General features: G+C 42.0%; 15 protein-coding genes. 14 read left to right on the plus strand and 1 reads right to left on the minus strand.

The window, feature by feature from the left end; genetic code table 11:
* The first annotated feature begins 217 nt into the window (after positions 1-217).
* The 9 genes from IGI72_RS07245 to IGI72_RS07285 all read left to right on the plus strand — a co-directional run bounded on the left by IGI72_RS07245 (position 218) and on the right by IGI72_RS07285 (position 8,081).
* Positions 218-1,072: a phosphate ABC transporter substrate-binding protein PstS gene (locus IGI72_RS07245; RefSeq protein WP_034868500.1), complete on the plus strand. Its 855-nt coding sequence runs from the start codon at positions 218-220 to the stop codon at positions 1,070-1,072.
* Positions 1,073-1,169: 97 nt separating this feature from the next.
* On the plus strand, positions 1,170-2,090 hold the full coding sequence (pstC, locus tag IGI72_RS07250; protein ID WP_005225781.1) for a phosphate ABC transporter permease subunit PstC: 921 nt from the start codon (positions 1,170-1,172) through the stop codon (positions 2,088-2,090).
* Positions 2,090-2,974, plus strand: a complete 885-nt coding sequence (pstA, locus tag IGI72_RS07255; protein ID WP_005225782.1) for a phosphate ABC transporter permease PstA — start codon at positions 2,090-2,092, stop codon at positions 2,972-2,974. Before pstC ends, pstA begins: the two co-directional genes overlap by 1 nt.
* Positions 2,975-2,987: 13 nt before the next feature.
* Positions 2,988-3,794 (plus strand): phosphate ABC transporter ATP-binding protein PstB, encoded by an 807-nt coding sequence (gene pstB, locus IGI72_RS07260; protein ID WP_005225783.1) that lies wholly within the window; start codon positions 2,988-2,990, stop codon positions 3,792-3,794.
* Positions 3,795-3,825: 31 nt separating this feature from the next.
* Positions 3,826-4,584, plus strand: coding sequence for a phosphate ABC transporter ATP-binding protein PstB (gene pstB / locus IGI72_RS07265; protein WP_005235379.1), 759 nt, complete (start codon positions 3,826-3,828; stop codon positions 4,582-4,584).
* Positions 4,585-4,595: 11 nt separating this feature from the next.
* Positions 4,596-5,273 carry a phosphate signaling complex protein PhoU gene (phoU, locus tag IGI72_RS07270; RefSeq protein WP_005225785.1) on the plus strand — a complete coding sequence of 226 codons (678 nt, stop codon included), beginning with the start codon at positions 4,596-4,598 and terminating at the stop codon, positions 5,271-5,273.
* A 528-nt stretch (positions 5,274-5,801) separates the two neighbouring features.
* On the plus strand, positions 5,802-7,364 hold the full coding sequence (liaX, locus tag IGI72_RS07275; protein ID WP_074931614.1) for a daptomycin-sensing surface protein LiaX: 1,563 nt from the start codon (positions 5,802-5,804) through the stop codon (positions 7,362-7,364).
* A gap of 49 nt (positions 7,365-7,413) precedes the next feature.
* On the plus strand, positions 7,414-7,722 hold the full coding sequence (locus tag IGI72_RS07280) for a PspC domain-containing protein (protein WP_010748006.1): 309 nt from the start codon (positions 7,414-7,416) through the stop codon (positions 7,720-7,722).
* On the plus strand, positions 7,722-8,081 hold the full coding sequence (locus IGI72_RS07285) for a phage holin family protein (RefSeq protein WP_005225788.1): 360 nt from the start codon (positions 7,722-7,724) through the stop codon (positions 8,079-8,081). The genes IGI72_RS07280 and IGI72_RS07285 overlap by 1 nt, the downstream gene beginning before the upstream one ends.
* A 63-nt stretch (positions 8,082-8,144) precedes the next feature.
* Here the strand turns inward: IGI72_RS07285 and IGI72_RS07290 are convergent, their stop codons facing one another.
* Complete coding sequence (locus IGI72_RS07290) at positions 8,145-9,845, minus strand: M3 family oligoendopeptidase (protein ID WP_438753670.1); 1,701 nt, start codon at positions 9,843-9,845, stop codon at positions 8,145-8,147.
* Positions 9,846-10,002: 157 nt separating this feature from the next.
* Between IGI72_RS07290 and hprK the strand changes: the two genes are divergently transcribed.
* The 5 genes from hprK (at position 10,003) to IGI72_RS07315 (ending at position 14,408) form a co-directional block, all read left to right on the plus strand.
* Positions 10,003-10,938, plus strand: coding sequence for an HPr(Ser) kinase/phosphatase (gene hprK / locus IGI72_RS07295; protein WP_005225790.1), 936 nt, complete (start codon positions 10,003-10,005; stop codon positions 10,936-10,938).
* Between the two features lie 14 nt (positions 10,939-10,952).
* Positions 10,953-11,783, plus strand: a complete 831-nt coding sequence (gene lgt / locus IGI72_RS07300; protein WP_005225791.1) for a prolipoprotein diacylglyceryl transferase — start codon at positions 10,953-10,955, stop codon at positions 11,781-11,783.
* 75 nt (positions 11,784-11,858) lie between these two features.
* The gene (locus IGI72_RS07305) at positions 11,859-12,887 is read left to right on the plus strand and encodes an NAD(P)H-dependent glycerol-3-phosphate dehydrogenase (RefSeq protein ID WP_074931607.1); all 1,029 of its coding nucleotides are present in this window, start codon (positions 11,859-11,861) and stop codon (positions 12,885-12,887) included.
* A 17-nt stretch (positions 12,888-12,904) separates the two neighbouring features.
* A complete protein-coding gene (gene galU, locus IGI72_RS07310) occupies positions 12,905-13,822 on the plus strand; it encodes a UTP--glucose-1-phosphate uridylyltransferase GalU (RefSeq protein WP_005225793.1) in 918 nt (305 codons plus the stop codon).
* A gap of 160 nt (positions 13,823-13,982) precedes the next feature.
* Positions 13,983-14,408, plus strand: a complete 426-nt coding sequence (locus IGI72_RS07315; RefSeq protein ID WP_438753673.1) for a DUF948 domain-containing protein — start codon at positions 13,983-13,985, stop codon at positions 14,406-14,408.
* The last annotated feature ends 7 nt before the right edge of the window (positions 14,409-14,415 follow it).

The following is a 14,415-nucleotide window of genomic DNA, read 5'->3' on the forward strand; positions in this document are numbered from 1 at the left end:
GCATACCTTCTGGATGCACGTAATTTAATTAAGAAATCTTGTCATTTTATTTACAAAATAGTTATTTTGTAAAAGAAAAAAAGCGTTTTAAATAAAGGGACAGACTCAGCTTAAGAAAAAAAAGCAAATAATAATTTTCATTGATTTCAACTAATGGTAAAATGAAAATAATTGATTTTTACAATCAATGACTTTCGAAAGTACAAGGAGCGTTATGATGAAAAAATTAAAACTTCTAAGTCCTATCATCGGATTGGTTATTTTACTCTCAGGATGTGCAAGCTGGGCAGATCGAGGAGAATCGATCACAGCAGTCGGGTCTTCTGCCTTGCAGCCACTCGTAGAAACCGTTGCGGAAGAATTTCAAAACTCAAATCCTGGGCGATTTATCAATGTCCAAGGAGGCGGGAGCGGCACTGGGTTAAGTCAAGTCCAAGCAGGCGCAGTCGATATTGGGAATTCTGATTTGTTTGCAGAAGAAAAGCCAGGGATCGATGCGGATGCACTCGTTGACCACCGAGTGGCAACGGTGGGTATCACACCGATCGTCAACAAAGGCGTTGGGATCACGGATATTTCAACAGAGGACTTAAAAAATATCTTCTTAGGAAATATTACAAATTGGCGTGACGTTGGCGGAAATGATCTGCCCATCGTTTTGTTGAATCGGGCGACTGGAAGCGGCACGAGAAGTACGTTTGAAAAATGGATCATGGATGGCGAAACAGCGATTCCTTCCCAAGAGCAAGATTCTAGTGGGATGGTCCGTTCGATCGTTTCAGATACACCAGGGGCCATCAGTTATGTTGCATTTTCTTATGTGACAGATGAAGTCAACGTCCTTTCGATCGATGGGGTTCAACCAACGATTGAAAATGTAACGACCAATGATTGGAAAGTTTGGGCTTACGAGCATATGTATACAAAAGGAGAACCAACGGGATTGACCGCTGAATTTCTCGAATATATGCTTTCTGATGAAGTACAAGAGCATATCGTCGGGGATCTGGGTTATATTCCAATTTCCATCATGCAGGTGGAAAGAGATTGGGAAGGCAACATCGTCGAGTAATCTTTACACAAAATTTACACAAGCTTTAACAGAAATTGATGTTGAACCGATAAACTAATGGTTATGAGTTTAGTTTGATTTTTGAGGAGGAACCCTCGTGGAAAATGTAAAAGAAGTGTTAACAAAAAAATCCAAGCGCGCAAGAATGGAACAAAGAGGAAAGCTGGTTAGCTTTCTATGTATTGCGTTGATTGTATTGGTTGTGATCTCCATTTTTTATTTCGTTGCTAGCCGTGGATTAGCGACATTCTTTGTAGACAAAGTCAATGTTTTCGACTTTTTGTTTGGTACGCAATGGAATCCAAGTGCTGTTGGTCCTGATGGCCAACCATTAGTAGGTGCTTTACCGATGATCCTTGGTTCGTTCTTCGTAACCTTCCTATCAGCGATCGTCGCAACACCATTTGCGATCGGTGCAGCAGTCTTTATGGTGGAGATCTCCCCTCGTAACGGAGAGAAGATTTTGCAGCCCGTCATCGAACTATTAGTCGGTATTCCTTCTGTAGTTTATGGTTTTATCGGTTTGTCTGTCATTGTACCAGCAGTCCGTTCTGTTTTTGGCGGTACAGGGTTTGGGATCTTGGCGGGGACCTTTGTCCTATTTATCATGATTTTGCCGACAGTGACTACGATGACTGTCGATGCGTTACGGGCAGTCCCTCGGCACTACCGTGAGGCATCCTTAGCTTTAGGTGCAACACGCTGGCAAACGATCTATAAAGTTGTTTTACGAGCAGCTGTCCCTGGGATTTTAACGGCGGTTGTTTTCGGAATGGCTCGCGCATTTGGGGAAGCATTGGCGATCCAAATGGTTATCGGTAATGCGGCATTGATGCCGACGAGCTTAGTGACACCTGCATCAACATTGACATCGATCTTAACCATGGGTATTGGGAATACGATCATGGGAACAGTCCAAAACAACGTTCTATGGTCATTAGCCTTGATTCTCTTATTGATGTCCTTACTATTTAACATTGTCATTCGTTTTATTGGGAAGAAAGGAGCATTGAAATAATGAATGCAAAACGTTCAGATAAAATTGCTACCGGCGTCTTGTATGCTGTTGCTGGAGTCATTGTTTTGATTTTGGCTTCCTTACTATTGTACATTTTGGTACGTGGTATTCCCCATATCAATTGGGAGTTTCTGACTTCTTCTTCAAAAGCGTATCAAGAAGGTGGCGGGATCGGCATCCAATTGTTCAATTCCCTATACTTGCTTTTAGTGACAATGATCATTAGTTTTCCGATTTCTTTAGGAGCGGGGATCTACTTATCAGAATATGCGAAGAAAAACTGGTTGACGGATATCATTCGGACATCGATCGAAATCTTGAGTTCACTGCCTTCTGTGGTTGTCGGTCTTTTTGGTTTCTTGGTCTTTGTTATCCAGTTTGGTTATGGCTTTTCGATCATTTCAGGTGCCTTGGCATTGACTTTCTTCAATTTGCCACTATTGACTAGAAATGTGGAAGAATCTCTACAAGCGATTCATTATACGCAGCGTGAAGCGGGCTTGTCTTTAGGCTTATCCCGTTGGGAAACTGTCACACGCATCATTGTTCCAGAAGCAACACCAGGAATTTTGACTGGGGTCATTCTAAGTTCTGGTCGAATTTTTGGTGAAGCGGCAGCGCTGATCTACACTGCAGGACAAAGTGCACCGGCCCTTGATTTTACAAACTGGAATCCATTGAGTGTTTCCAGCCCGATCGGTCTTTTCCGACAAGCGGAGACGCTGGCAGTCCATATTTGGAAAATCAATACAGAAGGTACGATGCCTGATGGCGCTCAAGTTTCAGCCGGGGCTTCGGCGGTATTGATCATTGCCGTCTTGCTATTTAACTTTGGCGCCCGTGCAGCTGGCAAACGGTTGTACAAGAAAATGACGTCAGCATAAGGAGAATGACAGTATGAACGATTACAATTGGGACGATCGAAATATCATTACCTTCGATAAACCAGAAGATGTGGCGCTTTATACCACTGACTTGCATGTATGGTATGGATCAAATGAAGCCATCAAAGGCATTGATCTACAATTTGAAAAAAATAAAATCACCGCATTGATCGGACCTTCCGGTTGCGGTAAATCAACGTATCTGCGTTCTTTGAATCGAATGAATGATGGGATCGCAAACACGAGAGTCACAGGAAACATCATGTATAAAGGAGTCGACGTCAATACAAAAGAAGTCGATGTCTTCGAAATGCGCAAGCGTATCGGCATGGTTTTCCAACGACCAAACCCTTTCAGTAAATCGATCTATGACAACATCGCCTTTGCTTTGCGACGTCATGGAGAAAGAAACAAAAAGAAATTGGATGAAGCAGTCGAAACCAGCTTGAAACAAGCCGCACTTTGGGATCAAGTAAAGGACAGCTTAGACAAAAGTGCTTTGGCATTGTCCGGTGGACAGCAGCAACGTCTGTGTATCGCTCGAGCAATTGCGATGAAACCAGATATTTTGCTTCTAGATGAACCAGCTAGTGCCCTTGATCCAATCTCAACAGGGACAGTGGAAGAAACTCTTATCAACTTGAAAAACGACTATTCAATCATCATCGTGACCCATAATATGCAGCAAGCTGCTCGGATCAGCGATTATACTGCCTTTTTCTACTTAGGAAATGCGATCGAGTACGATGAGACCCGTAAGATATTTACTCGTCCAAAAATTAAAGCAACAGAAGATTACGTATCCGGTCATTTTGGCTGAGCCGATTCGATCAGTAAACGGAGGCAAAACAATGGCAGAAGAAATTATTACATCGAAAGATCTGCATTTATACTACGGAAAAAAAGAAGCATTAAAAGGAATCGACCTTTCCATCAAAAAAGGCGAGATCACTGCAATGATCGGACCTTCAGGATGTGGGAAATCGACCTACTTGCGTTCTCTTAATCGAATGAATGATTTGATCCCTGGTGTGACAATTACAGGAAGTGTTGTCTATAAAGGGAAAGACATTTATAGTCCAAAGCAAGACATCGTTGATTTGCGCAAAGAAATCGGGATGGTTTTTCAACAACCGAATCCTTTTCCCTTTTCAATTTACGAAAATGTGATTTATGGGTTAAAATTAAAAGGAGTCACGGACAAGGCGATTCTTGATAAGACGGTAGAAGAAAGCCTGAAAGCAGCTTCTGTCTGGGAAGATGTCAAAGACAAACTTCACCAAAGTGCGCTTTCTTTATCAGGTGGACAACAGCAGCGGGTTTGTATCGCTCGGGTATTGGCTGTCGATCCAGAAATCATTTTGCTGGATGAACCAACCAGTGCGTTAGACCCCATTTCATCAGGGAAAATCGAGAATACCCTTCTAGCACTGAAAGAACGCTATACCATGATCATCGTGACCCACAACATGTCACAAGCTTCAAGAATCTCAGATAAAACCGCGTTCTTTTTGGACGGCAACTTGATCGAGTTCAATGACACGAAAAAAGTGTTCCTAAGTCCAAGCAAAAAAGAAACAGAAGATTATATCTCAGGAAGATTTGGTTAGGAGGAAAAGGGATGTTGCGTACACAATTTGAAGAAGAATTATTAAATTTACACAATCAATTTTATGAAATGGGGATGCTAGTCAGCAGTGCCATTCATAAATCTGTGCGAGCATATGTCAGACATGACAAAGAAATTGCGCAGGAAGTAATTGAAAATGATTTGGCGATCAACAATATGGAAGTTCGTTTAGAAAAAAAGAGCTTTGAGATGATTGCTTTGCAACAACCAGTAACGACCGATCTACGAATGATCATTACTGTAATGAAAGCCAGCTCTGACTTGGAGCGGATGGGGGACCATGCGGTATCCATCGCGAAGTCAACAATTCGGGTCAAAGGCGAAACGCGGATCGCCGAAATCGAAAAAGAAATCTCAGATATGTCGGATTACGTCAAAAAAATGGTTGATAATGTCTTAGTGGCGTATGTAAAAACCGATCAAGATGATGCTCGCATGATCGCTCAAATGGACGATCGGGTCAATGAATATTACAAAGACATTTATTACAAAACGATCGAGAGTATGAAAGAAAATCCAGAAACAGTTGTCAGTGGGACCGATTATTTATCCGTTGCTCAATACTTGGAACGAATCGGTGACTACGTAACGAATATTTGTGAATGGATCGTGTATCTTGCTACTGGGAAAATCAGTGAATTGAATACAAACCGTACGGAAATGATTTAAGAAACCAGCTTGGGTTCTTGATCATGTATCTCTTTTAAAAGAGATGGGATGGACCGTCGAAAGCAGTTGTCCTTTAAGGAGTAACTTCTCTCGGCGGTCTTTTTGATTTGAAAGAATCGCTTCAATCGATGACGTGAATAGGATAGGCAAAATAGAAAATGGCTCCTCCATAAAGATGGCCAATGGAAATCGATTCTATCGTCCCTGAAATTTACTAGTTGAGCCGTCTATGCTTTTCGTCGCCGACCTGCGGTGAAAGGAGCAATCACTCATTTACTCTAGCAGGCCTATTCCTTAAGAGTTCTACTAGCTGAAACTTTTGTTTCTATTGGTTTTTCGTGGTACTGTTAATAATAGGAAGATCGTTTTGAGCCTAGTGTAATGAAGAAAAAGTGTCGGTTTTGCTTGCCAATCTGCAGATTGAGAAAAACTTGGTACTTAAGACCTATGACACTTTTGCAAAAACAAGGCATAATAGGTTCGTAAGCTAAACTTGCAATCACACATTTGCTGAAGGAGGCAATTTCCATGAACGAAAGAGAACGTATATTGGATCTAGTAAAAAAAGGTGTGCTTTCTACAGAAGAAGCCTTGGATTTACTAGAAGGTATGGCAAAAGCCAAAGACGAAAAACAAATTAACAAAGCTGCTGCTGAGGTAACCGCGGATAAGAATGCGACAAGCCCATTTGATGATACTGAAAACGACGATGAGATGTTCACGTTTGACGGCGAAGAAAAACTTCGTCAAAACGAAGCGCAAGACAAAGAAAATCTTGAAAAGATTCTCGATGGTTTAGCAACGGAAGCCAACCAAGCATCTGCTGAGTTGGACGAAATCAATGCTGAAATTCTTGGCGTCAAAGAAGAATTAAAAGAAGCACAAGAAACACTGATGCAATTGAACACCAAAGAAGAGTTGGATCAATTGTCAGAAGATGAATTGGCTACGCGTCACGAAACAGAAGCGACCATTACTGCCTTGGAAGAAACCTTAGATGGTTTATCTGAAGAAAAAGCAGAATTGGAAGCAAAATTAAAAAATATTCGCAAAGACCAATGGTCTCAAACAAAAGAAAAAATTTCTCAAAAATTAGATATTCCAGAGGATTGGAAAGAGCAAGCGACTGACACCTTTAACCAAGTAAGTGAAAAAATGGTCGATGCCAGCACACACTTCGGACACTTCTTGAAGAAAACAGTTCGGGCAGTGACAGAGTCAGTCAATGACAACATGGAATGGAAAGACATCAACTTGAAAGTTCCTGGTGTTGCAGCGACAAAATTTGAGCACACATTCAGTTATGACGAAACGGCAGCGACATTGATCGATGTGAAATTGGCAAACGGCAATGTTTCCTTCCAATTATGGGATGAACCAGGTGTCAAAGTAGATGCCAAAATCAAACTATATGGTAAAATGGATGCGGCGGAGCCTTTCGATGCTTTTGAAGCAAGAAGCCAAATCAATGTCGATGATGAACGCATCTCTTTCCAAATTCCCAACAAACGCATTCGTGCCGATCTCGTTTTCTACTTGCCAAAACGTACCTATGATCATGTGGCAGTGAAATTGCTGAACGGCAATGTTACATTCAATGAATTGGATGCGAAAGATGTCTATACAAAATCAACAAACGGCAATATCGATTTCCGCAAAGTAAACGCATCGATGTTAGAGATTGAAGGCGTGAATGGAACGATCACTGTTCAAGAGGGTGAGATTTTAGATGCCATTATTGAAACGGTGAACGGCGACGTTACGTTGACAGCAACGCCACAAAATACCGGTATTTCTTTAGTTAACGGCAACATCCGTGTGACCTACAAAGAAGAAACGGTTCAAAAATTAAACGCCAGCTCTGTAAATGGGAATGTCAAAGTAGCATTACCGACAGGAATCGGTTTTGAAGGGATCGCAAAAACAAGTTTAGGTAGCATCAACAATCGTTTAAGCGAGATGGAAGTTGTGCGTGAGAAAAAAGAACGCCTAAACCAACTATTGCAATTCCGTCGGGTTGCCGATAAAGTCGCTCAAATTGATCTATCCACAACAACAGGAAATGTCTTTATCAAAGATACAGACAAATAAGAATCGCTGGGTTTACACTCATTAAAGAAAAGAAGGAAGGTGTAGATAAATGAACAAAAAATTAACAAAATCAGCCAATAACGTTGTCATTACAGGTACTCTAGGGGGGCTGGCAGAATACTTGCGAATTGATCCAACCATCGTTCGCGTGATCTATGTCTTTCTATCTTTAGTGACTGCTGCGTTTCCTGGAATCACTTTATATATCATCATGGCGGTCTTGATTCCTTCTGGTCGCAAGAGTACCTCAGGATATGGCCACGACAATCACTACTACAAGCAAAACAAATACAATGAAGCAAATCGTCCCCGTAAAGAAGCGGAAAAGGTGGAGGATGAGGACTGGAGTGACTTCTAGTGTCTTATTTTCAACGGCTTATCATGAATACACTGACGTTTGTCACATTGGCGGTTCTATTACCAAATATGATCCATGTTCAAAGCATTATGACTGCAGTGATCGCCAGTTTCGTACTGTCGATCCTGAATGCTTTGATTAAACCAATTCTGATCGTCATTTCATTTCCATTGACTTTACTGACGCTTGGTTTCTTCACTTTTGTGATCAATGCGCTCATGCTGAATTTGACTTCGTATTTTGTTGGGTCAGCCAACTTCGGCTTCTCCTCGTTTGGGGCAGCGCTATTAGTGGCACTGATCATGTCAGTGATCAATATGATCGTGACTGAACACCATATCGAAAAATATTCACGTTAAAAAGACGTTTCACGTTTTCTCCCACTAGCTATGAAGCTAGTGGAGAAACGGAAACGTCTTTTTTTAGTTTAACTGTTCTTCTTTGATAGCAGCAAGGTACGTATCTACTGCCTGTAACGTCTCATCAAGCGCCCCTTTTTCAAAAGGTGAACGCAAATGAGCAAGAGACAGGATCTCAAGGAATGTTTTCGTGCCGCCGACTTCGCAGATGGCCAAATAATCTTGCCAAGCGGTTTCGTCTTTTGCCACGATGAATCGATACCAAAATTGGAACGCACACACTTGCGCCAATGTATAATCGATATAATAGAAAGGTGATTCAAAAATATGCCCTTGTCTAAACCAATACAAGCCACGATCAAGGTCAGGATATTCTGAATAATCCCGTTCTGGGCAATACTGGCGCTCTAATTCCCGCCAACGGGCTTTGCGCTGTGCTGGTGACCACTCAGGATGCTCATAAACGTCTTGTTGGAAGTGATCCACTAAAACGCCATAAGGCAAAAATTGCAGGCTACTAGCAAGATGCGCAAATTTGTATTTTTCTGTTTCTTCTTCAAAAAAAGCATCCATCCATGGCCAGGCGATAAACTCCATCGACATTGAATGGATCTCGCAAGACTCATAATTGGGAAAGAGAATTTCCGGTTCTTTGATCCAACGAGAGCGAAAGGCTTGAAACGCGTGGCCAGCTTCGTGGGTCAAAACATCGACATCGCCAGAAGTGCCGTTAAAGTTGGCAAAGATAAATGGCGATTGATAGTCTTGGATAAACGTACAATAGCCGCCAGATTGTTTGCCTTTTTTGCTTAGTAGATCAAGTAGGTCATGCTCGACCATAAAATCAAAAAATTCGCCAGTTTCAGGGGATAGTTCCTGATACATCACACGGGCTTTTTCTACTAGTTCTTCAGGAGTTCCTTTAGGCTCTGCGTTACCACTAGGATAAACAAGCGGCAGGTCGGTAAAGGTTGCCTGAGTCAATTGATTACGCTGCGCCTGTCTTTGGTACAGTTTTTGGGTAATTGGGACGACTTTTTCTAAAATTTCCCGACGATAGGTCTCGATCATTGAACGATCATAGTCCCAACGATTCATTTGGGTATCCGCAAAGGCAACATAATTTTTAAAGCCGAGCTTGTGGGCGATCTCGGTACGAACCTTGACCATCTCATCATAAATTTGATCAAAACGGTCTTCATTTTCCGTGAAGAAAGCCGTTTGTTTTTCAAACGCTTCTTTTCGAACACTGCGATCTTTGTTTTCGGTAAATGGTCGCAGTTGTGCGAGGGTATAGGTTTCTCCTTGGAAGTCGATTTGGGCAGAAGCGACTAATTTGCTGTAATCAGAAGCCAATTGGTTTTCTTTTTGAAATAATTCGATCAAGGCCTCATCAAAAAGCTTCACACGGCTTTCGGCAAATAAAAAAAGTGTTTCTGGATATTCGGCTTTTAATTCATCTAAGACAGGTGAAGCCAGGAGTGCTTGATAGAATTGAAAATCCAGAGCTTCAAAATGAGGCTGGTATTCATTCCAAAAAGTGTCTTCTGCTTCATAAAAGGCATCGTTGGTATCGATCGAATAGCGGATCGAAGCCAAGTTCATTGCGGTATCGATCGTTCCTCTTAGTTCGTTCAAAGCATCAAGGGCTTGCTTCGCCTCCGAGAAGGTATCGGCTGACTGAAGGTTTGCTAATGATTTTTTGAATGTTTCTTGATAAACTGGAAAATCAGGGCGTTGATACTTGTATGCTGAAAATTTCATTAAAAATCCCTCCTTAGTAAAATAATAACACAAACGAAAAAGAATGAGGACTTCTATTGGCGAAGGTAGTAACTTTACTGATAGAATGATAAAATAGAACCAGAGTGTCGTTTACAAGAAACAGCGGCAAGAATCATTGAGAAAAGAGGGAAAACCTATGGCAGAAACCGTCAAAGTCAGCGAGCTGGCGGAGGCTTTAAATTTAGAGATAGTTGAAGGAACTGAAAACAGTTTAGAAAGAGAAATCATTACCGGCGATATTTCCCGACCTGGTTTGGAATTGACGGGTTATTTTAATTACTATTCCCATGATCGTCTGCAATTATTCGGCAGCAAAGAGATCACCTTTGCGGAACGGATGATGCCAGAAGAACGCTTGATGGTGATGCGCAAAATGTGTGCCGAGGATACCCCAGGGTTTATCGTTTCTCGCGGCTTGGAAGTACCAGCAGAAATGATTCAAGCCTGCAAAGAACATGAGATCACAATTTTGCGTTCGCCCATCTCAACCTCACGTCTGCAAGGAGAGCTTTCTAGTTTTCTCGATGGGCGCTTAGCCACAAGAACCAGTGTCCATGGGGTATTAGTGGATGTCTATGGGCTAGGTGTTTTGATTCAAGGCGATAGCGGAATTGGGAAAAGCGAAACAGCCTTAGAGTTGATCAAACGTGGGCATCGGTTGATCGCTGACGATCGCGTGGATGTGTATAAGCAAGATGAATTGACTTTGGTAGGGGAACCGCCGAAAATCTTGCAGCACTTGATCGAGATCCGCGGAATCGGGATCATCGATGTCATGAATCTTTTTGGTGCCAGTGCCGTACGAGGGTATATGCAGGTTCAAGTAGCGGTGTATTTAGAAGCTTGGGCGAAAGACAAAAAGTATGATCGACTAGGAACCGATGATACGACGGTTGAAATTGGTGGCGTCGATGTACCACAAATCAAGATCCCGGTAAAAACTGGTCGAAATGTTGCGATCATTATCGAAGTCGCTGCCATGAATTTCCGAGCGAAAACGATGGGCTACGATGCAACGAAGACCTTTGAAAATCGATTGACGCAATTGATCGAAGAAAATTCTGGAAACTAGAGAGGATAAGATAGATGTTAGGTTTAGTAAATCGAGTCGCATTTGAACTATTTGGTTTGCCGATTTATTGGTATGCGATCATTATCGTATCAGGCGTGATCATTGCTATGTGGTTAAGCACGAGAGAGGCGGTTCGTGTTGGGCTCAAGCCAGATGATGTGACTGATTTTATGTTGATTGGATTGCCAGTAGCGATCATTGGTGCGCGGCTTTATTATATTCTGTTTGACTTGCAATACTACATTGATGACCCAAGTCAAATTTTCAATATTCGCTCTGGTGGAATCGCCATCTACGGCGCACTGATCGCCGGGGGGATCTGGCTATACTTTTTCTGCCAACGAAATTTTATTTCTCCCTGGACCTTCTTAGACATCGCCGCACCAAGTGTCTTATTGGCACAAGGCATCGGACGTTGGGGCAACTTTATGAACCATGAAGCATTTGGCGCTGAAGTCAGCCGCTCCTTCTTAGAAAGTTTGTATATACCGAAATTTATTATCGATAATATGTATATCGATGAAGCGTATCGGCAGCCGACCTTTCTTTATGAATCGGTATGGAACGTGATTGGATTTATCGTATTGATCTTCTTGCGTAAGAAAACTGGGTTATTAAAAGAAGGCGAAGTCTTCTTGAGCTACTTGATTTGGTATGGATTCGGGCGCTTCTTTATTGAAGGAATGCGTACCGATAGTTTATACTTATTTGGTGGAATCCGTGTGTCACAGGCACTTTCCGCTTTATTATTCTTCGGAGCGATCGCTTTACTGATCTGGCGCAGAAAAAAACAAGCGTTAAAGGATTACAACCGCAGCTTTGGTAAGAACCAAACGATTATCTAAGCAGTTATTTTATCGAAATTATGGTAAAATGATGAAGTGCATGAATTTGCGAAAAGGATAGAGGAGGTTTCCATAGTGAAACAGAAAATCGCCGTCTTAGGTCCCGGATCATGGGGGACTGCTTTGGCACAAGTCTTGTCTGAAAATGGACATGAAGTGACTATTTGGGGGAACAATCCCGCCCAAATCGATGAAATCAATACGTATCATACGAATCGGCATTATTTGCCAGATCTGAAATTACCTGAAAATATCTTAGGCTGTAAAGATTTAGAAGAGGCGATCCAAGATGCCGATGCCGTTTTGTTTGTCGTACCAACCAAAGCGATTCGTGCCGTGGCACAAGAGTTCGCTGAAAAGACAACCGGCAAGCCAGTCATTATCCATGCCTCAAAAGGGTTAGAACAAGGCAGTCATAAACGAATCTCAGAAGTACTTGCCGAAGAGATCCCAGCTGATAAACGGCAAGAAATCGTTGTCTTGTCAGGACCATCTCATGCGGAAGAAGTCGCTGTCCATGATATCACCACGATCACGGCAGCTTCAGAAAATGAAGCGGCTGCTAAGTATGTACAAGAGCTATTTATGAATGATTACTTTAGAATCTACACGAATAACGATGTGATCGGTGTCGAAACTGGCGCCGCTTTGAAAAACATCATCGCCATTGGTGCCGGTGCTATCGCAGGACTTGGCTTTGGGGATGATGCGAAGGCAGCGATCATGACCCGTGGGTTAGCAGAAATCAGTCGTCTTGGTGTGGCAATGGGTGCCAATCCTTTAACCTTTATCGGATTGAGTGGGGTTGGCGATTTGATCGTCACTTGTACCAGTGTCCATTCACGGAATTGGCGTGCAGGAAACCTATTAGGAAAAGGCCATAGCTTAGATGAAGTATTAGACAATATGGGGATGATCGTTGAAGGAGTTTCAACCACAAAAGCTGCCCGCGAATTAGCAGAAGCTTTGTCGGTGGAAATGCCAATCACAGAAACGATTTATTCGGTCTTGTATGAAGGCAAAGACATCAAGCAAGCAGCGAAAGATATTATGCTGCGAGACGGCAAAGAAGAAAACGAATTTTCGGTAGATCAATCATTATGATTAAAGGAGCGAGTCACATGAATGTCAAAAAAGCAGTTATCCCAGCAGCCGGTCTGGGTACCCGATTTTTACCAGCTACAAAAGCAATGGCAAAGGAAATGTTGCCGATCGTTGACAAACCAACGATTCAGTTTATCGTGGAAGAAGCTTTACAATCGGGGATCGAAGATATTTTGATCGTAACAGGGAAAGCAAAGCGTCCAATCGAAGACCATTTCGATGCCAATTTAGAATTAGAGATGAATCTAAAAGAAAAAGGCAAGACGGAGCTTTTGAAATTAGTGGAAGAAACAACTGACGTAAATCTTCACTTCATTCGCCAATCTCATCCAAAAGGATTAGGTCATGCCGTATTACAGGCTCGGGCATTTGTCGGAAATGAACCGTTTGTAGTTATGCTAGGTGATGACTTGATGGAAGATCAAGTACCATTGACGAAACAGCTGATCGATAATTATGAAAAAACGCATGCATCAACGATCGCTGTCATGGATGTTCCTCATGAAGATACATCAAAATACGGGATCATTGATCCTGGTATGGAAGTTGAAAAAGGCTTGTTCAATGTCAAAAACTTTGTTGAAAAACCAGCGCCAGAAAATGCGCCAAGTGATTTAGCAATTATTGGCCGCTACTTGCTGACCCCTGAAATTTTTGATATTTTAGCCAATCAAGAACCAGGTGCTGGTGGCGAGATCCAATTGACGGATGCCATCGACACATTAAATAAAACCCAACGCGTCTTTGCTCATCAATTTACCGGCAAGCGTTACGATGTTGGAGACAAATTCGGTTTCTTAAAAACAAGTATCGAGTATGGTCTAGTGCACCCTGAAGTCAAAGACAGCTTGAAAGAGTATTTGATCGAGTTAGGAAAAGAACTAGCTCCGGCTCAAAAAGAAGTCAAAGAAGCACCGAAAGCGTCAAAAAAATAACAAAAACTCCTAAACAAGGCGATTTCTGATGAAATTGCTTTGTTTTTTTATTATTTTCTGTTGAAAGCGGATAATTTTCTTAAAAATGCAGTCTTTTATTTGTAGAAAGTGCAGTGAAATGCTATTCTTAATATAAGTAAATGGGGAAAGGAGCCATTCTATGTCAGGAGGAGAACTAGCTACATTGATTGCTGCGATTGCATTTGTCGTATTGGTCATTTTCGTCGTTCGTTTGTTGATGCAAGTCAGCAAGACAATGACCAAAGTAGACAAAACGGTCGAAGAGGCAAACACAACCATCCGTGTCATTACCAAAGACGTTGATATTCTTTCAAAAGAGGTTGAAGGTCTTTTGGTAAAAACGAATGAGCTTTTACAAGATGTGAACGGAAAAGTCGCAACCATCGATCCTTTGTTCACAGCAGTTGCAGATCTAAGTACCAGTGTTTCAGAACTAAATGTTTCTGGAAAAAATTTAATTACGCGCGTGGGTAGTCTTGGCCGGACCACTGCCAAAGCAACGGTAGCTGGAAAAGTCGGTCAAACAGCCATGAAATTTTTCAAAGACAAAAATAACCAAAAATAAAAGGAGG

It is taken from the genome of Enterococcus sp. DIV1059_2 (assembly GCF_051713685.1).
Lineage (GTDB): Bacteria > Bacillota > Bacilli > Lactobacillales > Enterococcaceae > Enterococcus_D > Enterococcus_D casseliflavus.

What these genes read in the sequence shown, in the direction of transcription:
- liaX (WP_074931614.1), top strand. Translation starts at nt 5,802, where the DNA reads ATGAACGAAAGAGAACGTATATTGGATCTAGTAAAAAAAGGTGTGCTT.
- pstB (WP_005235379.1), top strand. Translation starts at nt 3,826, where the DNA reads ATGGCAGAAGAAATTATTACATCGAAAGATCTGCATTTATACTACGGA.
- lgt (WP_005225791.1), top strand. Translation starts at nt 10,953, where the DNA reads ATGTTAGGTTTAGTAAATCGAGTCGCATTTGAACTATTTGGTTTGCCG.
- IGI72_RS07280 (WP_010748006.1), top strand. Translation starts at nt 7,414, where the DNA reads ATGAACAAAAAATTAACAAAATCAGCCAATAACGTTGTCATTACAGGT.
- phoU (WP_005225785.1), top strand. Translation starts at nt 4,596, where the DNA reads ATGTTGCGTACACAATTTGAAGAAGAATTATTAAATTTACACAATCAA.
- pstB (WP_005225783.1), top strand. Translation starts at nt 2,988, where the DNA reads ATGAACGATTACAATTGGGACGATCGAAATATCATTACCTTCGATAAA.
- galU (WP_005225793.1), top strand. Translation starts at nt 12,905, where the DNA reads ATGAATGTCAAAAAAGCAGTTATCCCAGCAGCCGGTCTGGGTACCCGA.
- IGI72_RS07290 (WP_438753670.1), bottom strand. Translation starts at nt 9,845, where the DNA reads ATGAAATTTTCAGCATACAAGTATCAACGCCCTGATTTTCCAGTTTAT.
- pstA (WP_005225782.1), top strand. Translation starts at nt 2,090, where the DNA reads ATGAATGCAAAACGTTCAGATAAAATTGCTACCGGCGTCTTGTATGCT.
- IGI72_RS07315 (WP_438753673.1), top strand. Translation starts at nt 13,983, where the DNA reads ATGTCAGGAGGAGAACTAGCTACATTGATTGCTGCGATTGCATTTGTC.
- IGI72_RS07245 (WP_034868500.1), top strand. Translation starts at nt 218, where the DNA reads ATGAAAAAATTAAAACTTCTAAGTCCTATCATCGGATTGGTTATTTTA.
- hprK (WP_005225790.1), top strand. Translation starts at nt 10,003, where the DNA reads ATGGCAGAAACCGTCAAAGTCAGCGAGCTGGCGGAGGCTTTAAATTTA.